At 65.9% G+C, this 23459-nt stretch carries 23 protein-coding genes; 11 read left to right on the forward strand and 12 right to left on the reverse strand.

Annotated elements, in window-relative coordinates; translation table 11 throughout:
* Positions 1–233: 233 nt before the first annotated feature.
* The 7 genes from ACQR1X_RS31495 to ACQR1X_RS31525 all read right to left on the reverse strand — a co-directional run bounded on the left by ACQR1X_RS31495 (position 234) and on the right by ACQR1X_RS31525 (position 8945).
* The gene (locus ACQR1X_RS31495; RefSeq protein ID WP_434900290.1) at positions 234–1475 is read right to left on the reverse strand and encodes a cysteine desulfurase; all 1242 of its coding nucleotides are present in this window, start codon (positions 1473–1475) and stop codon (positions 234–236) included.
* 3 nt (positions 1476–1478) lie between these two features.
* Positions 1479–2804 carry a Fe-S cluster assembly protein SufD gene (sufD, locus tag ACQR1X_RS31500; protein WP_434900277.1) on the reverse strand — a complete coding sequence of 442 codons (1326 nt, stop codon included), beginning with the start codon at positions 2802–2804 and terminating at the stop codon, positions 1479–1481.
* A gap of 19 nt (positions 2805–2823) precedes the next feature.
* Positions 2824–3585 (reverse strand): Fe-S cluster assembly ATPase SufC, encoded by a 762-nt coding sequence (sufC, locus tag ACQR1X_RS31505; protein ID WP_434900278.1) that lies wholly within the window; start codon positions 3583–3585, stop codon positions 2824–2826.
* Positions 3586–3622: 37 nt separating this feature from the next.
* Entirely contained in the window at positions 3623–5140 is a 1518-nt protein-coding gene (gene sufB, locus ACQR1X_RS31510; protein ID WP_434900279.1) for a Fe-S cluster assembly protein SufB, read from the reverse strand.
* Between the two features lie 38 nt (positions 5141–5178).
* Positions 5179–5373: a 4Fe-4S dicluster domain-containing protein gene (locus ACQR1X_RS31515; protein ID WP_006609648.1), complete on the reverse strand. Its 195-nt coding sequence runs from the start codon at positions 5371–5373 to the stop codon at positions 5179–5181.
* A gap of 558 nt (positions 5374–5931) precedes the next feature.
* Positions 5932–7671 (reverse strand): nif-specific transcriptional activator NifA, encoded by a 1740-nt coding sequence (nifA, locus tag ACQR1X_RS31520; protein WP_315803703.1) that lies wholly within the window; start codon positions 7669–7671, stop codon positions 5932–5934.
* 425 nt (positions 7672–8096) lie between these two features.
* On the reverse strand, positions 8097–8945 hold the full coding sequence (locus tag ACQR1X_RS31525; RefSeq protein WP_434900280.1) for an SDR family NAD(P)-dependent oxidoreductase: 849 nt from the start codon (positions 8943–8945) through the stop codon (positions 8097–8099).
* Positions 8946–9342: 397 nt separating this feature from the next.
* Here ACQR1X_RS31525 and ACQR1X_RS31530 point away from each other — a divergent pair, with 397 nt between their 5' ends.
* Together ACQR1X_RS31530 and ACQR1X_RS31535 are read left to right on the forward strand one after the other, a co-directional pair.
* Positions 9343–10197, forward strand: a complete 855-nt coding sequence (locus ACQR1X_RS31530; RefSeq protein ID WP_434900281.1) for a xanthine dehydrogenase — start codon at positions 9343–9345, stop codon at positions 10195–10197.
* Positions 10198–10262: 65 nt separating this feature from the next.
* Entirely contained in the window at positions 10263–10505 is a 243-nt protein-coding gene (locus ACQR1X_RS31535) for a (2Fe-2S)-binding protein (RefSeq protein ID WP_316179915.1), read from the forward strand.
* Positions 10506–10586: 81 nt separating this feature from the next.
* Here the strand turns inward: ACQR1X_RS31535 and ACQR1X_RS31540 are convergent, their stop codons facing one another.
* Positions 10587–10742 (reverse strand): hypothetical protein, encoded by a 156-nt coding sequence (locus ACQR1X_RS31540; protein ID WP_315803707.1) that lies wholly within the window; start codon positions 10740–10742, stop codon positions 10587–10589.
* 201 nt (positions 10743–10943) lie between these two features.
* Positions 10944–12290, reverse strand: a complete 1347-nt coding sequence (locus ACQR1X_RS31545) for an ATP-binding protein (protein ID WP_315803708.1) — start codon at positions 12288–12290, stop codon at positions 10944–10946.
* 154 nt (positions 12291–12444) lie between these two features.
* Between ACQR1X_RS31545 and ACQR1X_RS31550 the strand changes: the two genes are divergently transcribed.
* Together ACQR1X_RS31550 and fghA are read left to right on the forward strand one after the other, a co-directional pair.
* The gene (locus ACQR1X_RS31550; protein WP_315803709.1) at positions 12445–13065 is read left to right on the forward strand and encodes a response regulator transcription factor; all 621 of its coding nucleotides are present in this window, start codon (positions 12445–12447) and stop codon (positions 13063–13065) included.
* Between the two features lie 85 nt (positions 13066–13150).
* A complete protein-coding gene (gene fghA / locus ACQR1X_RS31555; protein ID WP_434900282.1) occupies positions 13151–13996 on the forward strand; it encodes an S-formylglutathione hydrolase in 846 nt (281 codons plus the stop codon).
* Between the two features lie 628 nt (positions 13997–14624).
* Here the strand turns inward: fghA and ACQR1X_RS31560 are convergent.
* Entirely contained in the window at positions 14625–15104 is a 480-nt protein-coding gene (locus ACQR1X_RS31560) for a DUF3280 domain-containing protein (RefSeq protein ID WP_316239566.1), read from the reverse strand.
* Positions 15105–15273: 169 nt separating this feature from the next.
* On the opposite strand from ACQR1X_RS31560, the gene ACQR1X_RS31565 reads away from it, so the two are divergent.
* The 5 genes from ACQR1X_RS31565 (at position 15274) to ACQR1X_RS31585 (ending at position 20009) form a co-directional block, all read left to right on the forward strand.
* On the forward strand, positions 15274–16455 hold the full coding sequence (locus ACQR1X_RS31565) for an ABC transporter substrate-binding protein (protein ID WP_316239567.1): 1182 nt from the start codon (positions 15274–15276) through the stop codon (positions 16453–16455).
* 317 nt (positions 16456–16772) lie between these two features.
* Positions 16773–17738 carry a YVTN family beta-propeller repeat protein gene (locus tag ACQR1X_RS31570; RefSeq protein WP_434837712.1) on the forward strand — a complete coding sequence of 322 codons (966 nt, stop codon included), beginning with the start codon at positions 16773–16775 and terminating at the stop codon, positions 17736–17738.
* On the forward strand, positions 17735–18550 hold the full coding sequence (locus ACQR1X_RS31575; protein ID WP_434872640.1) for an ABC transporter ATP-binding protein: 816 nt from the start codon (positions 17735–17737) through the stop codon (positions 18548–18550). Before ACQR1X_RS31570 ends, ACQR1X_RS31575 begins: the two co-directional genes overlap by 4 nt.
* Positions 18547–19401: an ABC transporter permease gene (locus ACQR1X_RS31580; protein WP_434872641.1), complete on the forward strand. Its 855-nt coding sequence runs from the start codon at positions 18547–18549 to the stop codon at positions 19399–19401. The genes ACQR1X_RS31575 and ACQR1X_RS31580 overlap by 4 nt, the downstream gene beginning before the upstream one ends.
* On the forward strand, positions 19398–20009 hold the full coding sequence (locus ACQR1X_RS31585; protein WP_315803713.1) for a hypothetical protein: 612 nt from the start codon (positions 19398–19400) through the stop codon (positions 20007–20009). Before ACQR1X_RS31580 ends, ACQR1X_RS31585 begins: the two co-directional genes overlap by 4 nt.
* Before the next feature lie 32 nt (positions 20010–20041).
* Here ACQR1X_RS31585 and ACQR1X_RS31590 read toward each other — a convergent pair whose 3' ends face one another.
* Both ACQR1X_RS31590 and ACQR1X_RS31595 read right to left on the reverse strand, forming a co-directional pair.
* The gene (locus ACQR1X_RS31590; protein ID WP_434900283.1) at positions 20042–20602 is read right to left on the reverse strand and encodes a PQQ-dependent catabolism-associated CXXCW motif protein; all 561 of its coding nucleotides are present in this window, start codon (positions 20600–20602) and stop codon (positions 20042–20044) included.
* Positions 20599–21474, reverse strand: coding sequence for a substrate-binding domain-containing protein (locus ACQR1X_RS31595; protein WP_434900284.1), 876 nt, complete (start codon positions 21472–21474; stop codon positions 20599–20601). The genes ACQR1X_RS31590 and ACQR1X_RS31595 overlap by 4 nt, the downstream gene beginning before the upstream one ends.
* A 161-nt stretch (positions 21475–21635) precedes the next feature.
* On the opposite strand from ACQR1X_RS31595, the gene ACQR1X_RS31600 reads away from it, so the two are divergent.
* Both ACQR1X_RS31600 and ACQR1X_RS31605 read left to right on the forward strand, forming a co-directional pair.
* Positions 21636–22562 (forward strand): quinoprotein relay system zinc metallohydrolase 2, encoded by a 927-nt coding sequence (locus tag ACQR1X_RS31600; RefSeq protein WP_316179909.1) that lies wholly within the window; start codon positions 21636–21638, stop codon positions 22560–22562.
* Positions 22563–22618: 56 nt separating this feature from the next.
* Complete coding sequence (locus tag ACQR1X_RS31605; protein ID WP_315803717.1) at positions 22619–23440, forward strand: quinoprotein dehydrogenase-associated SoxYZ-like carrier; 822 nt, start codon at positions 22619–22621, stop codon at positions 23438–23440.
* The last annotated feature ends 19 nt before the right edge of the window (positions 23441–23459 follow it).

Here is a 23459-nt window from a genome sequence, read left to right on the forward strand (position 1 = left end):
GAAAGCGATTCGTCAGTCACTCGACCGAGGAATCATCCATTTCCGGCAGCAAAATGGTAAGTTAGCGCCAATGGGGGTTGTCTCGGCATATTCAGACGGTCGTGGCTCGCGGAGACAACCCCTCACCCGAGTTTGCCTGGGACTCACAGCGGTGCTGCCCTCTCCCACAAGGGGAGAGGGCGCATCAATCGGCACCGTCTCTTTGCGATCATCAAGCGTAGGGCAAGTCGTCTCTACGCGAAAAACTCCTGCGCCTTCCTCAGCGCGCGCACGAGGACATCGACCTCTTCCCGCGTGTTGTACATCGCGAACGAGGCACGGCAGGTCGCCGTCACGCCGAAGCGTTCCAGCAGCGGCATGGCGCAATGGGTGCCGGCGCGGACCGCGACGCCGGAGCGGTCGATGACGGTGGCGAAGTCGTGGGCGTGGGCGCCCTGCATCTCGAACGAGACGATCGCGCCCTTGTCGGCGGCATTGCCGATGATGCGCAGCGAGTTGATCTCGCGCAGCTGCTCGGTGGCATAGGCGACGAGATCATGCTCGTGCGCCGCGATGCGCTGCTTGCCGATCGAGGCGACGTAATCGATCGCCGCGCCGAGCCCAGCCGCTTCAACGATCGGCGGCGTGCCGGCCTCGAAGCGATGCGGCGGGTCGCCATAGGTGACAAAGTCCCGCGATACCTCGCGGATCATCTCGCCGCCGCCGTTGAACGGCGGCATCGATGCCAGCAGCTCGCGCTTGCCGTAGAGCGCGCCAATGCCGGTCGGACCATAGATCTTGTGCCCGGTGATGCAGTAGAAGTCGGCGTCGAGATCGCGGACGTCGACCTCCATGTGCACGGCGGCCTGCGAGCCGTCGACCAGCACGGGAATGCCGCGGGCGTGCGCGATGCGGATGACCTCCTTGACCGGAACGACGGTCCCGAGCACGTTCGACATCTGCGTCATCGCCACCATCCTGGTGCGCGGACTCAGCAGCTTCTCGAATTCGTCGAGCAGGAAGTTGCCGTCGTCGTCGACATCAGCCCATTTGATCACAGCGCCCTGGCGCTCCCGCAGGAAATGCCAGGGGATGATGTTGGCGTGGTGCTCCATGATCGAGAGCACGATCTCGTCACCGGGCCCGATCCGCTCGCGCCCGAAGGTCTGCGCCACCAGATTCACCGCCTCGGTCGCACCGCGCGTGAAAATGATCTGCTCCGGGCTCTCGGCATTGAGGAACGCCGCGACCTTGGCGCGGGCGCCCTCATAGGCCTCGGTGGCGGCGTTGGCGAGATGATGCAGGCCGCGATGCACGTTGGCATATTCGGACGTATAGACCTGGTTCATCCGGTCGAGCACCGCCTGCGGCTTCTGCGCCGAGGCGGCGTTGTCGAGATAGACCAGCGGCTTGCCGTGCACCTGCATGCCGAGAATGGGAAAATCCGCCCGGATGCGGCCGACGTCGTAGCCGCTTCCCTGCACCGCTGCATGCATCATCTACTCCCGTCGTCCGAGCCAGCCCAGCATCGCCTCGGTCAGCGCCGCCCGCACGCTCTCATTGGCCGCGCCTTCGATGATCTCGCCGATGAAGGCCTGGATCAGCAGCGCCTTGGCCTCCTTGGGCGGAATGCCGCGCGCCATCAAGTAGAACAACAGCTCATCGTCGATGGCGCCGGTGGTCGTGCCGTGACCACACTGCACGTCGTCGGCGAAGATCTCGAGCTCCGGCTTGCTGTCGGCCTCGGCCTCGTCGGACAACAGCAGCGCCCGCGACATCATCTTGGCGTCGGTCTTCTGCGCGCCGGGGCTGACGGTGATCTTGCCCTGGAACACCGCGCGCGCGGTATCGCCGACGACGGCCTTGAAGGTCTCGCGGCTCTGGCCGTTCTCGGCGGCGTGCTCAATAGCGAGCGTGGCATCGGCATGCTGCGTGCCCGACAGCAGCGCGCCGCCGCGGATATCGGCGACGGTGCCCTCACCCGCAAGGCGGACGAACAGCTGATTGCGCACCAGGCCGCCGCCGGCAACGAAGCCGAGCTGGTTGAAGGTCGCGCGCGCGCCGATATTGGCGAGCAGCGAGCCGATATGCAGCGCGCTGTTGCCCTCGCTGACGACCTTGGCGTGATCGATCCGCGCCTCGTCGCCGACGACGAGTTGCATTGCGGCGTTCACCTGGTACTCGCTGCCGTCGGGTCCCTGATGCGTCTCGACTATGGTGGCGCTGGCGCCGGCACCGATATTGACCAGCGACCGCGTGAACATCGAGGTCGCGACCCAGTTGGTCGTGACGAAGGCGACATGGATCGGCCGGCTCAGCACGGTGCCCGGTGCGACCAGGATCACGACCCCATTGGCGGCCAGCGCGGTGTTGAGCGCCAGCGCCGGATCGTCGTCCGGCACCATCGGGCCGAGACGCTGCGACAGCAGCGGCTTGTCGGCGGCGAGCGCGTCGGCCATCGGCTGGATGGTGAGGCCAGTCTCGAGATCGGCGAGGTCCGACAGCTCGGGCACGAAGGCGCCGTCGACGACCATCAGCTTGCGAAAGCCGGCGCCGGCGAACAAGTCGCGCGCCTCGCGCGCCTTGGCCTTCGCAGCATCGTCCGGAAGCGAAGCGAGACGCTTCGCCTCCTTCATCTGCGTGCGAAGATCGGTGTAGCGCCAGGCTTCGACGCGCCGATGCGGCAGGCCGACCGCGTTGAAGCGGTCGAATGCGGCGGCGCGCACCGCCGTGATCTCCTCGCCACCCGGCAGATAGCGGCGGGCGCCCTGATACAGATCGGCCAGTCCGAGCTCGGCCTTGGTCTTGCGGATCGCGACGCCCATGCTCGTGCTCCTCGCGCTCTTACGCCGCTTCGCTCTGATACTGGGCGTAACCGGTCGCCTCGAGCTCGCGCGCGAGGTCCGCGGTCCCGGTGCGGACGATGCGCCCTGCCGCGAACACGTGGACGATGTCGGGCACGATGTAGTCGAGCAGCCGCTGATAATGGGTGATCACGATCATGCCGCGCTCGGCGGAGCGTAGCGCATTGACACCATTGGCGACGACCTTCAGCGCATCGATGTCGAGGCCCGAATCCGTCTCGTCGAGCACGCAGAGCGAGGGCTGCAGCAGCGCCATCTGCAGGGTCTCGTTGCGCTTCTTCTCGCCGCCGGAGAAGCCGACATTGAGCGGCCGCTTCAGCATGTCGGCGTCGATGTTCAGGGTCTTGGCGATCTCGCGCACGCGCTTGATCAGGTCGGGCGACGACAGCTCCTCCTCGCCGCGCGCCTTGCGCTGGGCATTGAAGGCGGCGCGCAGGAACGTGAGCGTCGCGACGCCGGGGATCTCCAGCGGGTATTGGAAGGCGAGAAACACGCCCTTGGCGGCGCGCTCGTCGGCCTCCATTGCCAAGAGATCCTCGCCGTTGAGATAGACCTCGCCGGCGGTGACCTCGTAGCCGGGCTTGCCGGCGAGCACGTAGGACAGCGTCGACTTGCCGGCACCGTTCGGCCCCATGATGGCGTGGATCTCGCCCTTGTTCACGGTCAGGTCCAGGCCCTGGATGATCTTCCGTCCGCCGGCGATCTCGGCGTGGAGTCCCTTGATTTCGAGCAGGGCCGTCATCGAACACTCCTTCTGATGTTGTCGCCGCGCGACGCCGTCATCCAACCGAACCTTCGAGCGAGATCGAGATCAGCTTCTGCGCCTCGACGGCGAATTCCATCGGCAATTGCTGCAGCACGTCCTTGACGAAGCCGTTGACGACGAGGCCGACCGCTTCCTCTTGGCTAAGACCGCGCTGGATGCAGTAGAACAGCACGTCCTCGGATATCTTGGACGTGGTTGCCTCGTGCTCGAACACCGCCGAGGAATTCTTCGCCTCGATGTAGGGCACGGTGTGTGCGCCGCATTTGTCGCCGATCAAGAGCGAGTCGCAGGCGGTGAAGTTGCGCGCCCCCGACGCCTTGCGATGCGCGCTGACCAGGCCGCGATAGGTGTTCTGCGACTTTCCGGCGGCGATGCCCTTGGAGATGATCCGGCTCGACGTGTTCTTGCCGAGATGGATCATCTTGGTGCCGCTGTCGACCTGCTGGAAGCCGTTGGAGATCGCGATCGAGTAGAACTCGCCGCTGGAATTGTCGCCACGCAGGATGCAGCTCGGATATTTCCAGGTGATCGCCGATCCCGTCTCGACCTGGGTCCAGGAGATCTTGGAATTGGTGCCGCGGCAGTCGCCACGCTTGGTGACGAAATTGTAGATGCCGCCGACCCCTTCCGAATTGCCGGGGTACCAGTTCTGCACCGTCGAATATTTGATCTCGGCATCATCGAGCGCGACCAGCTCGACCACGGCGGCATGGAGCTGGTTCTCGTCGCGCTGCGGCGCGGTGCAGCCTTCGAGATAGGAGACGTAGGCGCCCTTGTCGGCGATGATCAGGGTGCGCTCGAACTGGCCGGTGTTGCGCTCGTTGATGCGGAAATAGGTCGACAGCTCCATCGGACAGCGCACGCCCGGCGGGATGTAGACGAACGAACCGTCGGAGAAGACCGCCGAATTGAGCGTGGCGAAATAATTGTCGGTGGTCGGCACCACCGTGCCGAGATATTTCTGCACGAGGTCCGGGTGCTCGCGCAGCGCCTCGGAGATCGGCATGAAGATCACGCCGGCCTTTTTCAGCTCCTCCTTGAAGGTCGTCGCCACCGACACCGAGTCGAACACGGCATCGACCGCGATCCTGCTGCGCGGCGCCGCCGCCTCGCCGTCGACATTGGTTTCCGCCGCCGCAGGCCGCTCGACGCCCTCGAGAATTTCGACCTCGCGCAGGGGAATGCCGAGCTTTTCGTAGGTCTTCAGGATCTCCGGATCGATCTCGTCGAGCGAGGCCACCTTCTTCTTCGGCTTCGGCGCGGCGTAATAATAGAGATCCTGATAGTCGATCCTGGGATAGCCGACCCGCGCCCAGGTCGGCTCGGTCATGGTCAGCCAGCGGCGATAGGCCTCCAGCCGCCATTCCAGCATCCAGGCCGGCTCGTTCTTCTTGGCCGAGATGAAGCGGATGGTGCCTTCCGACAGCCCCTTCGGAGCCTTCTCGGATTCGATGACGGTCTCGAACCCGTAGCGATATTGATCGACGTCAATGCCCTTGACCCGATCAATGGTCTCCTGAACTGCTGCCATCGCTCACTCCGCTTGCAATGTTTCCGCCGCGGCCCGCGTCAGGCAGGGACGCAGGTGTCCGGCACCGGACAGACGGCAGCGCATTGCGGCGCGTCGAAATGGCCTTCGCACTCCGTGCACTTCTTCGGATCGATGATGTACATGTCGTTCTTGAGCCGAATGGCTGCGTTCGGGCACTCGAATTCGCATGCCCCGCAGACCGTGCATTGTGAGGCGATGATCTTGTAGGTCATGTGCAGCTCCCGCGATTCCTGCGACATCGAGCGATGTCATTCGCGCGTTATCTTTCAAGCGCCGTGCCAGAGAGCATTTGGTTGATTTCTAAGGAGGATTCTAAAGTTCGCCGGTCACGGCGAGCTGTCGCTCTCCCGACAGCATGTCGCAAGTGCGACAGGACGCGAGGTAAGCGGTAGTCTCCGAAATCGGACTGCCAACCGCGACGACGGTGCGCTCCCCTCCCCCTTGCGGGGAGGGGTCGGGGGTGTGGGTCCACGCGCACGCGGCATGTGATGCGCGCTAATGCTCTGTCGAGGACACCGGCCATCGTTGATACATCGAACCGCTGAGCAACCGAGCGTAAGCCGCGGCAAGACCTGCATAACGATCGAATGCACTCACAACGATTTGCGTTCGGAGACCCCCCAACCCCTCCCCGCAAGGGGGAGGGGAGCCGACCACCACCGTGGTTGAAAGCTCGACTCTCACGATGACTGCAGCGGTCGACCGCAGCATGCGCCCAAACAAAAGGGCGCGCCAGCCGCGCGCCCTTCAAAGAGCCGAAGCCAGGCCGCTCAGAACCGCTTGACCTCGATGTTGTGCTTCTTCAGCGCGTAGCCGATCTGGCGCGGCGTGAGGCCGAGCAGGCGGGCGGCCTTGGCCTGGACCCAGCCGGACCGCTCCATCGCCTGCACGATGCGGTCGCGCTCCGGCACAGCGCCGCCCTCCATGCTATCGGAATACTCGCCGTCATCGGCATCGATCGCCGGCAGCTCGACGGGAGCCTCGACCGGCGCCGACGTCCGCGGCAGGATCGGCAGCGGCACCATCGGCTGGCCGCGCGGCGGCGGAGGCGTCACCGTATTGCCCTTCCACAGGATCGCCGACATGCACTCGTTGCGACTGCAGGCGAAGTCGTCCATGCCGATCGCCGAGCCCGTCGCCATGGTCGCGGTCCGCTGCACGCAGTTCTCCAGCTCGCGCACATTGCCAGGAAAGCCGCAATGCATCAGCACCTCGATGGCGCTGACGTCGAAGGTGAGATCGCGCTCGTTCTCGCAATTGAAGCGGCGCAGGAACTCGCGCGCCAACTGCGGGATGTCGCTGCGCCGCTCGCGCAGCGGCGGCAATTTGATCGGCACCACGCTGATGCGGTAGTAGAGGTCGGCGCGGAACTCGTTGCGCGACACCGCCTCCTCGAGATTGCGGTTGGTGGCGGTGACGATGCGGACATCGACCTTGATGGTCTGGTTGCCGCCGACGCGCTCGAACTCCTGCTCCTGCAGCACGCGCAGCAGCTTGGCCTGGAACGCCGGGGAGATCTCGCCGATCTCGTCGAGGAACAATGTGCCCTTGTCGGCCAGTTCGAAGCGGCCCTTGCGAGCGTTGATCGCGCCCGTGAAGGCGCCCTTCTCGTGGCCGAACAGCTCCGACTCCAGCACCGTCTCCGGCAATGCGGCGCAGTTGATCTTGATGAACGGCCGCTTCGCGCGATTGGACAGTTCATGGATCGCCTTCGCCACCAGCTCCTTGCCGGTGCCGGATTCCCCGCGCAGCAGCACCGGCGCATTCGACTTGGCGACGACGTTGATCTTCTCCAGCAGCGCGCGCAGCGCCGGGCTGTCGCCGACGATGCCGTCGACCAGCACCCTCTTGCGATCCTTCGGCACCGGCTTCAGTTCCGAGAGCTCCTTCTGCAGCCGGTGGCTTTCCGCCATCAACCGCTCGCGGTCGCGCGCCACGACGCGATGCAGCTTGATGGTCTGGCCGATCAGATTGGCGACCATGGTCAGGAAGCGCACATCGGAATCCAGCCGGAAGACGGCGCGGCCGTCCCAGACCCGGTCGATCGTCAGGGTGCCGACGACGCGCTGGTCGATGCGGATGGGAACACCGAGGAAGGACACACGGGTGTCGGCGCCGGCGCCGAGCGTGGCCGCATCCGCATCGCTGAAGGCGGGATGATCGGCGACGTTCTCGGCGATCAGCGGCACGGCGGTGGCGACGATCTGGTCAATGGCCTTCTGCGGCAGGCGCTCGCGATAACGCTGGTCGCTGCCTTCGCTCCACCCGGCCCCGACTGCGAGATCGGGAATGCCGTCATCGGCGAGCAGCGACACCACGCCGTGGCGCATCTGCATGAAGGACTGCAACAGGTTGACGACATTGGCGAGGGTGATCTCCAGCCGCGTCGGCGCGGCGAGAATTTTCGAGATTTCGAAAATTCCGGTCAGCGCGATCTCGCTGAGCGGGATCGGCGCGGCGTTGGACCTGACGTCCTGAGCTTCGACCTGCCGTGTTTCCGTTTGGACCATCGTCGCTTCTCTGATCGTCACGAACGCCTTGGTGAAGCCGCCCGTGATTGTAGGTGTTCTAACATCCTCCCTTAACCGCAGATGATTGTCGTGCCTAACTTTGCTGCATTGCCGCAGAAGTAGTGTGCAACGGACAGATCAGAAAAGCTGCAGGCTTTCATGATGTTAACAAATTAGTTTGCACCCGTGACGATGCGTGCATTGCACGTCCGCCCGGGCGGCAAAGACGATGCGCCTGACGATTTCGCGTTGTCTTCTCGACATCTAGTATTCGCGTATCCGCCGGCATGTTTGCGACCGGATCGCAACGGACAACACCTGAACACCAACTTTCCACGTCCGGCCCGCCGCTCGTCTCCTTCGGCTGCCAGCCGCGGCATGACGCGTTCACATCCGCGTGTCGGCCGCGCGCGGCTGTGATCAACCTAGAGGTGCTGCCCCCCGTTGATCTGAATCTCCTCGCCGGTCACGTAGCTCGCCGCATCCGAGCACAAAAAGAACAGCACCTTGGCGACCTCTTCCGGCGCGCCGATCCGGCGCATCGGAATCAGCGGCGAGAACCGCGCCTCGGTCTCCGGCGACACCATCTCGGTCTTGATCTCGCCCGGCGCGATGGCGTTGACGCGGATGCCATGCGGCGCGAAGTCGTGCGCCATCTCACGGGTGAGGCAGGCGAGCGCCGCCTTCGAGGTCGCATAGGCTGTGCCCGCAAACGGATGGACGCGGGTGCCGACGATCGAGGTCACGTTGACGACCGCGCCCTGCCCGCGCTTCAGCTCCTCGAACAGCCCGCGCGCCAGCAGGATCGGTCCGAGAAAATTGACGTGAAAGACGGTCATCCAGGCTTCGACCGAGGTCGACAGCGAATCCAGCCGGCCGCCGTCGCCGGCCTTCGGAGAGATCGCGGCATTGTTGATCAAGGCATGCAGCGGCGCGCCGTCGAGCCGCTGCTTGATGTCGGCAATCGCACGCGGGATCGCCTTGCGATCGCTGAGATCGACCTGGACGTGATTGTCGGGACCGGCGTCCCACGGACAGCGGCCGCCATCGAAAGGCTGGCGCGAGCAGGTGATGATGCGCCAGCCGGCGTCGGAGAACAGCTTTGCGGTCGCATGACCGATGCCGCGCGAGCCGCCGGTCAGCACGAGCGTTTTCTGCTCGGTGCGCGCGGGCCGCTCGGCGGCGGCCATGTCTCGATGGAACGGGCACGCCGTGATGGTCCCGGCCGCCTCGATGACGGGTTCGCGGACGTCCTGGTCGAGATCGAGGCTCACCTCATCCGTCCTGATCCTGCGCCGCAACGCCACCAGGACGCCGGCTACCGAGCTTCGGCTGCTGCCTTTGCCTCAGACGTGGTCTGGGCGCGGGCTCCGCGACGATCGGAAATACCAGTGGTATCGCCATGCTCCGGCTGTGCAGATTCCGGGCCAGCGAAAACAGCGGGCAAAGCAGCCTTTTCCTGTCGGGTTCGCGACAGATTGGCGGGTTCTGGACACATCCCGCGTCGGCTTTGGAACGCGTCCTTCGCAAGACCGTCAAAGCGCGATCGTTTTCAGAACGATGGCCGATGGTCCAACTCTTGCTCGACGGAACCGATCATTCGAACTGGAAGACCGCTGGTCAGTCGAACGACGGACAGCCACGAGACGCCAACAGCGTATGGACCAGGACATGGGGACGAATGCAGTGCGCTTCGCCGTGGTCCTCGGGACCAACGACGTCGCGTCGGCGATCGGCGTGCATCTGCATCGTGCCGGCTTCTGCGTGGTGCTGTCGCATGATCCCAATCCGCCGGTCATGCGCCGCAAGATGGCGTTTCACGACGCCCTGTTCGGCGACACGGTCCGCGTCGAGAACGTGACCGGCGAGCGCATCGAGAGCACGATGGAGGTGTTCAAGGCGCTCGGCAATCCCCGGCACGTCCTCGTCACCCCACTTGGATTGCTCGATCTCCTGCCGGTCCGTACCATCGACGTCCTGATCGACGCGCGGATGCAGAGGCGCGAAGTGACCCCGGACCTGCGCGGCATGACGCGGCTCTCGATCGGCATCGGTCCGGGTTTCTCGCCGTCGGCCAATTGCGATATCGCGATCGAGACCCGGCCGGACCGGGTCGGCCAGATCGTACGCCAGGGCTGGACGCTGGCAACGGATGATGTCGGCGCGCTCGTCGGCGTCGAGTGCCTGGTGCATTCGCCGCATGAGGGCCGATGGCATACTCCGATCGAGATCGGCACGCGCATCTACAAGGGCTTCGTGATCGGCCATCTCTCCGGCGCGCCGGTCACGGCCCCCCATGACGGCATCCTGCGCGGCATCGTCCGCGACGGCAGCGACCTGCCGGCCGGCATCGCGCTCGCCGAGATCGATCCACGCGGCCGTCATGCGCAGTGGACCGGGATCGATGCGCAGGGACAGGCACTCGCCCAGGCGACGCTGGCCGCCATGCGGCTGCATGTCGCGCACTGCATCAGGACGAGCGCGAGCCTGCCCGCGGATCAGATCGTTTCGAACGATTCTGATTAGCCCGCGCCCTGCGCGCCGGCCTTGGCATCCCGGTTGCTTATCGTTTGCAGGAGCGAGCAACAGCCATGATCATCTGTTCCTGCAACGTCATCAGCGACACGGCCATTCGCGACGTCGTCACGGCGGCCGACATCACCTTCGGCTCGCCGGCGCAAGTGTATGATTGTCTCGGCTGCACGGTCCAATGCGGCCTCTGCTCGCGCTCGGTGAAACGGATTCTCGACGAGCGGCAGGCTGACACGGCCGTCGCGGCGGTGTGGCCGGTGCAGCCCGAGCCGGCGCCGTGCGCGATGATGTCCGCCGCGTAGCTCCGACACGGATTTGTCGGATGTCGGACAAAGGCGACAACGCCGAGCTGCACACGTCTATCCGCATCGCAGTCCGTCACCTCAATGCGTGTTGCTCTCGCTCCACGTCTCCAGGTCCTTGGCCGCCTCCGAGCGCTGCTCCTTCTCCGGCTTCTCGGCCCAGGGCTTGTCGGTCTGCTTCATCGAGCCCCAGTCGCTTTTCTGGCGCGGATCGTCCTTCGGCGTTTCCTTGCTCATCAGCTCGCTCCTTGTCCGCTCGCGCTCACCCGGCGGGATCCTCGGTGGCACGCCTCGACGGTGTGACCTGCGTGGCAATCATCGGGACGAGACGAAGTTCCAAGGCATGCTCGCCATAGGCGATCTGCCGCGGAGCTGCCGCCGCGTGCTCCGCGCTGCAAAATTGCGAATAGCCGGTCGGATGGTTCGTTGCGGCCGGACTCACGCCGCGTCGGCCGGCACCATCGCCTCGATCGTGACGCCGGCGCCGGTGGAGGCCACCGTCAGGGTGCCCCCCAGCGCCAGCAGCCGCTCGCGCATGCCGGTGAGGCCGAAGCCGAGCTTGTGCTCCGGGCTGAACCCGCGGCCGTCGTCGCGGACGCGCACCCGCGTATAGCTGCGGCGATGGCCGGCCGTCGTCTGCTGCAGCGGCTCGATGGTGACGTCGACCGCGGTGGCCTCGGCGTGGCGGAACACGTTGGTCAGCGCCTCCTGCACCACCCGGTAGATCGTCAGCTCCGCCGTCTCGTTGCTGCGCACGACCGTGTCGGTGAAGCTGGTCTCGATCGCGACCTCCGGGCGCGACTCCCGCCACAGCCGCACCAATGCGCCGAGCGCCTCGCGCAAGCCAAGCTCGGCGAGGCCGACGGGCCGCAGCCGCTCCAGGATGCGGCGGTTGAACTGCTGCACGGCGTTGACCTGATCGAGGATCGCCTGGCCGTGCCGACGCATCGCGGCGACGTCGAGCGTCGCAGCCTCCGGCAATCGCATCAGCGCGCTGGCATGGGCGCGCAGCGCGAACAAATGCGGCCCGAACTCGTCATGCAGCTCGCGCGCGATTTCCTTGCGCTCGTGGTCCTGCAGCGACACCGTGCGCTCGGCGAGGCGGCGCTTCTCCTCCACCGCCTCGCCGAGCGCGCCGGCGAGATGGTTGAGCTTGGCGCAGAGCGCCGCGAGCTCGGGCGCGCCGCCCGGCTTGACGCGGGTATCGTAGGCGCCGGCCTCGATCCGGCTCATCGCGTCCGACAGATCCGAAAGCGGCGCCAGCGCGCGGCCGACCACGAGCATGGTGATCGCGAACAACGCCAGCCCGACCAGCGAGCCGACGACGAGCTGGGTGACGATGCCGTCCCAGATCTCCGCGATCTCGTCGTCGGGATGCGAGGTGATCACCAGCGAGTCACTTTGGCCGGCGACGATGACCGGCATGCTGACCGAGGTCTTGTCGGGATGCACCAGTGCGATGAACCACGCCGGTGCCGCGCGGCCGACGCCGGGAGAGGGCGGAGTCTGCGCCGGCATTCCCTGCCGTCTCACGCTGACGTGACGAAGCTGTCGGAGATCGCCGACGATCCGGTCCAGCCGCGCGTTCGGATCCGGCGCGTCGTTGACCTCGTCCATGATGGTCTCGACGAAGGCCCGCGTCAGGCGGATGACGCTCTGGTCCTCCGCCAGCACGCGCGGCGCCGCCTCCAGCACGAGACGGCCGATGTTGATGGCGAGGCCCAGCGTCAGCAGCAGCGCCAGCAGCACGTTGATGCGGGTCCGCAACGACCAATTCTGCCACATTCTCTCCGCCTCACCGCCACCGGGTTTCATGCGCACTCACATTGACAGACAAATCCGCCGGCGATCTAATTGCAACATCATGCAATACCGCGCAGCATGCATTAATGATGCATCGCAACAATGACGCGAGTTGGAAGTCCGGGACCCCAAGGCCATGCGCGTACTGATCGTCGATGACCATCCCATTGTGGCATCAGGCTGCCGGGCCCTGCTCTCGACCGATCCGGAGCTCGAGCTGATCGAAGCCGCGGACGCCGAGAGCGGCGAAGCCGGCTTCATCGCGCGCCGGCCGGACGTCTGCGTCGTCGACATCAACCTGCCGACAGTCTCCGGCTTCGAGCTGGCGCGGCGCATCCTCGCCCACGACGGCAATGCCCGGCTGATCATGTTCAGCATGAACGACGATCCGGTGTTCGCGGCGCGCGCCATCGACATCGGCGCCAAGGGCTACGTCTCCAAGAGCGGCGATCCGAACGATCTCGCCGAGGCGATCCGCGAGGTCGCCCGCGGCGGCAGCTATCTGCCGCCGGCGATCGCGCGCAGCATCGCGTTCGCGGGCGCGGCGGTCGCGCAGAGTCCGCTGGCGAAGCTGACCTCGCGCGAGCTTGAGATCCTCCGCCTGCTCAGCGCCGGCAAGAGCCTGTCGGAGATTGCCTGGCTGATCCACTCGTCCTACAAGACCGTCGCCAACACCTCCTCGATCATCCGCCAGAAGCTCGGCGTGCGAACATCCGGCGAGCTGGTGCGTTTGGCGATCGAGAACGGCGTTGCTTGACTCGTCCCGATTGAACGACGCAGCCTGACACGCGTTGGCGACAGCCACGCCAACAGCCCGACATCATTGCCGAACAGGTGATCCCATGACGCTCACGACCGTCTCCCAGAACAAATCCCATGGCGGCGTCCAGGGTGTCTACCGCCACGCCAGCCAGGAGACCAAGACCGAGATGACGTTCTCGGTGTTCGTGCCGCCGCGTGCCGACGGCGCGAAGCTGCCGGTCGTCTGGTATCTCTCCGGCCTGACCTGCACCCACGCCAACGTCACCGAGAAGGGCGAGTTTCGCGCCGCCTGCGCCGAGCTCGGCCTCGTCTTTGTGGCGCCCGACACTTCGCCGCGCGGCGACGGCGTCCCCGGCGATCCCAACAACGCCTATGATTTCGGCCTCGGCGCCGGCTTCTATGTCGATGCGACCGAGGCACCGTTCGCGAAGAACTACCGGATGTGGAGCTACGTCACCGAGGAGCTGCCGAGCGTGGTCGCGGCGAACTTCCCGGTCGATCCGCGCCGGCAGTCGGTGATGGGCCACTCGATGGGCGGCCATGGCGCGCTCACGGTGGCGTTGCGCAACCCGGACCGCTACCGCGCCGCCAGCGCATTCTCGCCGATCGTCGCGCCCTCGCAGGTGCCGTGGGGCGAGAAGGCCCTGTCTGGCTATCTCGGCGCCGACAAGGCAGCGTGGCGCAAGCACGATGCCGTGGCGCTGATCGAGGACGGCGCCCGCGTCTCCGACCTGCTGGTCGATGTCGGCACCGCCGATCAGTTCCTGGCCCAGCAGTTGCGGCCGGAGCTGCTCAAGGCCGCCTGCGACAAGGCCAACATCCCGCTGCTGCTGCGCAAGCAGGAGGGCTACGACCACAGCTACTACTTCATCTCCACCTACATGGCCGATCATCTGCGCTGGCACGCGGCGCGGCTCGGGCGCTGATATCAGCCGCGGACCTGATTTGCCCGACGGGCGCGACGACGCGCCCGTCGAGGCGATTCTGTCGTGCCCAACGCCCGGATTCCCCGTGCGCGACGAGGGGGATTTCGCTCGGCGCCACAAGGCGATCCCAGTGTCCAGTCCGGCGGCGAGAAAAATTTCACTTTCGTTTTTCCGGAAATCGTGATTGTTTAGCCCCATCCCGCCTCGTCGAGAGGGCGTATCGCGGTCGTCACGAACGTGGAGGTGGGATGCGGTGGACGCAGCGGCGCGCAGCATGCTCGCGAGAGCGTGCGGACGAACGCGCCGCGGCGTACGGCCAAGTCGCGTGGTCCTGGCATCCCGATGCCGATGCCCCCGCGGCGGCGCGCGAAAGCGCGTCGTCGCGCACGGTGACCAGAAAGCCCGGCGCACCGGGGAGAACGCGAAGCAACCGTTAAGACCATCCGCGCAGGGAGGGCCGGGATGTCCCAGCCGAACCTGTGGTACCTGCCGCCTGCATTTTCTTCTGCAGGCGGGCCATGGGGGCGGCAGGCTCCCGGCCTTTCCTGCGCCTCTTGTTTTAAGGGGCGACCGGCACGCAGAGCTCGGGCGTCATCCGCCGCGAGAACGTACCGTCATATCTCGCCGGCTATTGCGCCTGCGGCGCGCCGTAGTTCGGCGCCAGCAGGCGGTTGCGGATCAGCCAGGCCATGGTGCGGGTCCAGGATTCGTCGGTGTTGCCGCGCATGTCGGCGGTAACAGCCGCGACCGGCTTCCCGGTATGCGCGTCGCGCAGATAGATGTTCATGTTGAGGATGAGATTGGAGACCTTCTGCACCGTCCCGGTGATGGCGAGATCGGCACCGATGTCGCCCGCGAGCTTGACGTCGCAGCCGCCGCAGGCCTGCAGATTGCTGTGGTGCGCCGCATCGTTGACGGGGGCGATGTCGAGGACGCGAAAACGTCCGGAATCCTGCAGCGCCGATCGCAACTGCTCGGCGGCGTGCGCCAGCCTGGTCTGCTCGTCCTGGCGCGGGCCCTGCACCTCGCCCTGCAGGCTGGTGTCGATCAGCTCGAAGTCGAACACCGCCACCTTGGTCGGCTCGGCATGCACTGATGTCGCAGACATCAGGATCAGGAACGCGAAGAGAACGGCAGGTTTCAAGGTCGTGATCCGAAATGACGCGACAGCGGCCAAAAGTGGGGTTGAAAGCTAGGCCAATTCGTTCATCTTGCAAGACGAAACCTCGCCGGAAAAGGACGAGGGAACAGTGGGAGGACATGTGGTCCTGGGAATTCTGGCCCGATCTCTGATCGGCGCGATCGGCCTCATCGCCGCCGCAACCGCCGCCGTCGCGGCGGAGCCGGTCGACATCGCGATCGGTTATCTCGGCCGTAGCGGCGTGCCGCAGACGTTGTCGCCGCTCGACCAGCCGGCGGCCGATGATGGCGTGGCCGGCGCGAAGCTCGCGATCGAGGACAACAACACCACCGGCAAGTTCCTCAACCAGCGCTTCACTTTGATCGAGCGCCGCATCAAGGACGAAGAGGACGCGGCGCAGGCCGCCAATGAGCTCGCGGGAAAGGCCGGCTTCATTCTCGCCGACCTTCCGGCGGATGCGCTGCTGAAGGTCGCAGACGCCCTGCGCGGACGTGGCACCACCCTGCTCAATGTCGGCGCCACGGACGACCGCCTGCGCGAGCAGGACTGCCGCGCCAACGTCATCCATGTCGCCCCGACACGCTCGATGCTGGCCGATGGGCTTGGGCAGTATCTGGTATGGAAGCAGTGGAAGCGCTGGTTGCTGGTCACCGGCTCGCACGACAACGACAAGCTGTTCGCCGACGCGCTGCGTCGCGCCGCCACCCGTTTCGGCGCTAGAATCGTCGAGGAGCGCACCTTCGAGGACACCGGCGGCGCGCGGCGCACTGACTCTGGCGTGACCCTGATCCAGCGCCAGATGCCGGTGTTCACGCAGAAGGCGCCGGCCTATGACGTGCTGGTCGCCGCCGACGAGAGCGAGGTGTTCGCCAACTACCTGCCCTATCGCACCTGGGATCCGCGCCCCGTCGCGGGCTCCGCCGGCCTGCGTCCGACCAGCTGGGATCCGGCGCAGGACCAGTGGGGCGCGACGCAATTGCAGAACCGCTTCATGAAGCTGGCATCACGCCGCATGGACGCGTTGGACATGCAGGCCTGGATGGCCGTGCGCATGATCGGCGAGGCCGCCTCGCGCACCAACTCCGGCGACGCGAAGACGTTGACCGACTATCTCAAGGGCCCGAACTTCACCATCGCCGCCTTCAAGGGCACGAGGCTCTCGCTGCGCGACTGGAACCTGCAACTGCGCCAGCCGATCCTGCTGGCCGACGGCCGCATGATCGTCTCGGTCTCGCCGCAGGAGGGTTTCCTGCATCAAGTCTCCGAGCTCGACACCCTCGGCGTCGACCGCCCCGAAACCAAGTGCAAGCTGCAATGATGTCGGATTGGAAGATGTTGATGACGATGCGCAGTCCGACAACCAATGTGGCTATCGGTCTGGGGCCTCATGGTTCGAGACGCGCCCAAGACGGCACTCCTCACCATGAGGGTCAAGAGCCGAGGGCGGCACTGCACACCGACCATGAACACGCCGAGAGGCGTGTTCATGGAGAGGGGCGAGATCACGGGGAGGTTCGGCAGCAAGGTCTCGAGCGCGCATGGCTTGGATCTAACCGCGCACACCGGCCTCGTCCTGAGGAGCCCGCCGGAGGCGGGCGTCTCGAAGGACGGCCACGGCTTCGCAGGTATGTCGGCATGGCAGCCAGCCTGCTCACCGCCGCGCTGTGGCTGGCCCACGCGTCGCCCGCCTCCGCCTACGTCGCCTTCGTCTCCAACGAAAAAGGCAACACCGTCTCCGTCATCGATACCGACACATGGACGGTCACCAAGACCATCAAGGTCGGCCAGCGGCCGCGCGGCATCGCGTTCACGCGCGACGGCAAGTTCGTGATGGTCGCCGTCGGCGATGACGACACCATCCAGGTGATCGACGCCAGGAAGATGGAGGTGGTGGACACCCTGCCCTCCGGCCCGGATCCCGAGCTGTTCGCGCAGGACGCCGCCGGCAAGACGCTCTATGTCGCCAACGAGAATGACAACACCGTCACCGTGCTCGACCTCGAAAAGCGCGTGCGCATCGGCGATGTCCAGGTCGGCGTCGAGCCCGAGGGCATGATGCTCAGCCCGGACGGCAAGATCCTGATCTGCACCTCCGAGACCACCAACATGGCGCATTTCATCGACACGTCGACGCGCCAGATCGTCGCCAACGTGCTGGTCGATGCGCGGCCACGCTATGCCGAGTTCAAGACCGACGGCTCGGAACTGTGGGTGTCGGCGGAGATCGGCGGCACGGTGTCGATCATCGATCCCGCCAAGCGCGAGGTCACCGGCAAGATCAAGTTCGCCGTGCCCGGGTTGCGCAGCGAGGCCATCCAGCCGGTCGGCATCGCCCTGACCAAGGATGGCAAGACCGGCTTCGTCGCACTCGGCCCCGCCAACCGCGTCGCGGTCGTCGACGGCACCACCCACGAGGTGAAGAAGTATCTCCTGGTCGGCCAGCGCGTCTGGCACATGGAGTTTACGCCCGACGAGAAATATCTTCTGGTCACCAACGGCGTCTCCAACGACGTCTCGGTGATCGACGTCGCGGCGCAGAAGGTGATCAAGACCATCCAGGTCGGCGAGCTGCCCTGGGGCATCACGATCGCACAGCCATGACGACGCAGAACGCACCCGCTCTCGACGCGACAGGCGCCACGCCGCAAACGGCTCCCGACCAGGTGCCGGCACTGTCGGTCGCCGGCGTCAGCCATTCCTATGGCGCACGCAAGGCGCTCAACGACGTAAGCTTCGCCGTGAGGCCTGCGAGCTTCACCGCCCTGCTCGGCCTCAACGGCGCCGGCAAGAGCACCTTGTTCTCGCTGATCACGCGGCTGTTCGCGGTGCAGACCGGCCGGATCGGCATTTTCGGCCATGACATCGGCCGCACGCCGGGCGAGGCGCTGCGGCTGCTCGGCGTCGTGTTCCAGCCGCGCACGCTCGATCTCGATCTGTCGCTGACTCAGAACCTGCTCTATCACGCCGCCCTGCACGGCATCTCGCGCCGCGAGGCCCGCGCCCGCAGCGAGGAGCTGCTGACACGGATCGGCCTCGCCGACCGCGCCGGCAACAAGGTGCGTGACCTCTCCGGCGGCCAGATGCGCCGCCTTGAAATCGCCCGTGCCCTGCTGCACCGGCCGCGCCTCCTGCTGCTCGACGAGGCCACCGTCGGTCTCGACGTCAAGGCTCGCGCCGACATCGTCGGTCATGTCCGTCAGCTCGTCACCGAGCAGGGCATCGGCGTGCTCTGGGCCACGCATCTGTTCGACGAGATCGCGCCGACCGACGATCTCGTGGTGCTGCATCAAGGCCGCGTGCTGGCGCGCGGGCCGGTGCCGCAGGTGATCACCGAGGCCGGCGCGTCCGACGTCAACGCCGCGTTCGCGCGGCTGACGACGCAGGCCAGCCCGGCGCGGAGTGCAGAGTCATGACCGTCACGACCGTCCACTCACCCGCCCCCACACGCAGCGGCTTCTCGGCCGGCGAATACATCACCTGCCTCACCGGCATCGTCTGGCGCGAGGGGCTGCGCTTCCTGCACCAGCGCGAGCGCTTCGTCTCGGCGCTGGTGCGGCCGCTGGTCTGGCTGTTCATCTTCGCCGCCGGCTTCCGCCAGGTGCTGGGCATCTCGATCATCCCGCCCTACGAGACCTACATCCCCTACGAGGTCTATATCGCGCCCGGCCTGATGGCGATGATCCAGCTGTTCAACGGCATGCAGTCGTCGCTGTCGATGGTCTACGACCGCGAGATGGGCAACATGCGCACCTTGCTGGTGAGCCCGCTGCCGCGCGGCTATCTCCTGTTCTGCAAGCTGCTCGCCGGCACCGCCGTCTCGGTGCTGCAGGTCTACGCGTTTCTCGCCATCGCCTGGTTCTGGGACATCACCCCGCCGCCGATGGGCTATCTCACCGTGCTGCCGGCGCTGGTCCTGTCCGGGCTGATGCTCGGCGCGCTGGGCATGCTGATCTCCTCCGGCATCAAGCAGCTCGAGAACTTTGCCGGCGTCATGAACTTCGTGATCTTCCCGATGTTCTTCGCCTCGTCGGCGCTCTACCCGCTGTGGCGCGTCGAGGAAGGCAGCCCATGGCTCGCTTATCTCTGCGAGGCCAACCCCTTCACCCACGCGGTCGAGCTCATCCGCTTCGCGCTCTATGGCAAGCTGAACTGGGTTTCGCTCGCGGTGGTCGGCGGCTGTACCGCCGTGTTCATGATCGGCGCGATCCTGGCCTACGATCCGTCGCGGGGTCTTGTCAGGCGTGGTCCCGGAGGCGAGGCATGAGGTTGAGAACGATCCTGGCGGCCGTCGCCATCGCAGCGTCAGCAGGCGCTGCGATGGCCGCCGATCCGCGCTATCCGGATTGGCCCTGCCCGCAGGCCAAGGTGCCGGAAATCTCCATCGCGGCCGTGTGGTCCGGCCCTGCGATCGACGATGTCGGCGCGAGCTGGAAGGACGACGCCAAGATCGCGGAGCTGGTCGCCAGGCTGGCGGCGCGCCGCATCCCGCTGGAGCAGGCGCAGAAGGACGTCGCCGATTTCCTGACCGGTACGCCCGAGGAGAAGACCCGCAAGGGCAAGCTGCTGTTTGCCGGCCTTTTCGATACGCTGAACGCCCAGCGGACGTCGGTCATGAACGGCCTCGAGCGCGTCATGCGCAAGCAGCGCGAAGCGGTCGAGAAGGTGCGCGGCGACACCATCGCGTTGCAGGAGATGCACAGCGGGCCCAACCCGGATCAGGCCAAGGTCGAGGAGATGACCAACCAGTTGAACTGGGAGACGCGCATCTTCGAGGACCGGCGTCGCGTGATGAAGTTCGTCTGCGAGGTGCCGACCGCGATCGACCAGCGCCTGTTCGCCCTGGCGCGCGAGATCCAGCAGGACATGGAGTAGCTGATTTGATGCGCTCTCGCCGCCCTCTCCGCTCACTCCTCAGGCCGCGGCTCGGGCTGCGTCTGCTGCAGCGGCAGGTCGGCGCGGCTCCAGCCGTCGGTCCCGTCGGGGTACCAGGCGATGTTGCGATAGCCGTAAGTCAGCGCGCGCCGCGCGGCATTCCACGACATCCAGCAATCTTCGAGGCAATAGAACACGAGCAGACGACCGAAATCGCCACCCGATGCATGGGCGAGGCCACGCTTCAGATAGTCCTCAGTCTGGGGGGCCAGCACGCCGTAGCCGGTATCCGGCAGCCAGATGCTGCCAGGAATGTCCAGGCGCGGCTGCTCGCGCCACACCGTCCCGGCCGGCAGGTTCTTCGGCTTGGGCGGCCGCGGCAGCACATCGACGAAGGCGGCCGATCTTGCGCGCCAGATCGCCTCGGTCTCCCGCGTCGACAGCACGCGCGCTCCGCTCAGGTTCGTCGGCACCGGCGCGCGATAGTTCTCGGTGCGATAGCTGTCCGGCTCCGGCACGAGATCATCGGCCCGCACCGCCACGGCGATCAGCAGCACGCCTGCCAATGCCGCAGCGGTGAGCCGACCGATCATGGCTTCGCTGCAGCCTCGGCGGTGATCAGATGATTGCTCTCGTCCAGCAGCGGCACCCCGAAGTCCAGCAGGATCTTGTTGATCTCACCCTGGTTCTCCTGGATCAGCTTGTTGAGCTGGCGACGCCAGTTCTGGTCCGCGCCACGGACGCCCATGGCGATGCGGTAGATCAGCTTCGGCCCGCTGGTCTCTTTCACCAGCGGCGTGACGTGCAGTTGAGGGCTCGCCTGCTTGGCATAGTAGCCGGCCATCGGCCCCCACAGCACGCCGGCATCGATCTCGCCGGACTTCAGATCGTTGATCATCGCCTCCGCCGAGGAATCGACGCGGGTGTCGATCATCAGCGGATAGGGCTTTGCGGTCGGCATCAGCCCGGCCAGCGCCATGTTGGTCGCCGGCGGCGTGCCCGCCACGATGCCGATGTGCTTGCCCTTCAGCTTGGCGTCCTCCAGCGTCGTCACATCGGCGAGATCGGAGCCCGGCTTGGTCACGATCGCGTAGGCCGTCCGGTAATAGGGACTGGTGCTCTGCACCAGGTCGTCCCCTTGCGGAAAGCCCATGATCACGTCGCAACGGTGCGAGCCGAGCGTCATGCGCACGAATCCGGTGGCCTGCGGGAAGAACGTGTAGTCCACCTTCTTCTGCAGCTTGGCGGCAAAGAGCTCGGCCAGCTTGTTCTCGAAGCCGTCGCCCTTCTCGTTCGAGAACGGCAGGTTGCGCGGATCGGCGCAGACCCTGAGCACCTTGGGATCGACCAGCTCGATCGACAGGTCCAGGCCGTCGTTGCTCTGCGCGAAAGCGGCGGCCGGTCCGAGCAGAGTGAACCCCGCGGCAACAGCCAGCGAGCAAGCAAGTTTGTGACGCTTCGTCATCCGTATTTCCATCCCTATCGAACGCATCGCGGTATTTTTGAAAATGCTAGGCCGCCGGCCGCGCGGGTGCAACAGTCGCCGTCATCGCGAAGAGTTGACCCGGTGCTGCGCCGCAGCGTCCATGGCCTGATGCACAGGTCCCACGCGAGCAAGGCAAGCCGATGGTGAGGCATCCGATCATTGCGATCATCGCCTGGTGTGCGCTGGCGCTCGGCGGCGCCGCTCTTGCCATGCCCCCGGAACTCGAGGTGAGCGAGATCGCGCCCGGCGTGTTCGTTCACATCGGCCAGACCGCGCTGATGAACGCGGCGAACGAAGGCGCCATCGCCAATGTCGGTTTCATCGTCGGCGGTGACGCGGTCGCAGTGATCGACACCGGCGGCAGCGTCCGCGAAGGCCGCGCGCTGCTGGCCGCGATCCGCGCCCGTACCGACAAGCCCGTGCGCTACGTCGTCAACACCCATGCTCATCCCGACCATCTGTTCGGCAATGCCGCCTTCGAGGCGGACGGCACCCGCTTCGTCGGCGCCAAGAACCTGCCCCGGGCGCTCGCCCTGCGCGGGCCGCACTACATCGAGGCGTTCCGGCGCCTGATGGGCGCCGAACTGATCGACGAGGTCCGCCTCGTCGCTCCGTCGATCCTCGTCGATGACGAGATGGCGCTCGACCTGGGCGGCCGCACCCTCACGCTGAAGGCCTGGAGCACCGCGCATAGCGACTGCGACCTGTCCGTCTATGATGACCGGAGCCGGACCTTGTTCGCCGGCGATCTCGTATTCCTGCGTCACATCCCAGTGATGGATGGCAGCCTGCGCGGCTGGATCGCCGACATGGCCGCACTCGCGGCCATTCCGGCCGAGCGCGTCGTCCCGGGCCATGGACCTGTCAGCCCCTGGCCACTGGCGCTCAGTGACGAGCGTCGCTACCTCGACACATTGGCCCACGACGTTCGCGGGCTGATCAAGGCGGGCAGGCCGATCGCCGACGCCGCTGGGGCCGCTGGATCGGAGCGCGGCAAATGGGAGCTGTTCGACGACTACAATGCCCGCAACGCAACTGCAGCATTCTCGGAAATGGAATGGGAATGAGGCGGGTGACGCGCTATGATCGTTAATCCACCAGACTGCCTTGGGAGGACTGCGCCATGATCGGGCTCCGCTTGCCGTCCACATTGCTTCTCGGGGTATGCCTCGCGTTTGCCTTCGCACCTGCGAAAGCCGCTGATGGTTATGATCCATGGCCGGGACTCGTCCAGGACATCTTCAACAACAAGGCGATGCAGGACGGCACCAATGTGCTGTCGATCGAGATGCCGACGCGCGCCGAGGATGCCTCGGTGGTCCCGGTCACCCTGCGTAGCAAGCTGTCGCCCGCCGACGAGCGCCGCATCAAGACCATCACGCTGGTGATCGACCAGAATCCTGCGCCGATGGCCGCCAAGTTCACGCTCGGCGCGGACGCCAATGTGACTGCGATCTCGACGCGGGTGCGCGTCAACAACTACACGGACGTGCATGCCGTGGCCGAGCTGACGGATGGTCAGCTCTATGTGGTCAAGACCTTCGTCAAGGCGTCCGGAGGCTGCTCGGCGCCGGCGGCGAAGAATCCGGACGAGGCCAAGGCGCGCATCGGCCAGATGCGCTATCGGCAGTTCACGCAAAGCAGCGACGGCGCCACGAGCGGCATCCGCGAAGCGCAGGTCATGATCGGGCATCCCAACAATTCCGGGCTCCAGATGGACCAGGTGACGCAGCTCTACATCCCGGCCTTCTTCATCGACCGGCTGACGCTGTCGCAGGATGGCAGCCTGGTGCTGTCGGTCGAAGGCGGCATCTCGATCTCGGAGGATCCCAATATCCGCTTCACCTACGTGTCGAACGGCGCCAAGCAATTCCATGCGGAAGCGAAGGATACGCAGGGCCACGTGTTCGAGCACGATTGGCCGGCCGACGGTTCAGGAACCTGATGCGGCAGAGCGGCAGCGC

It is taken from the genome of Bradyrhizobium sp. HKCCYLRH3073, assembly GCF_051167995.1.
Lineage (GTDB): Bacteria > Pseudomonadota > Alphaproteobacteria > Rhizobiales > Xanthobacteraceae > Bradyrhizobium.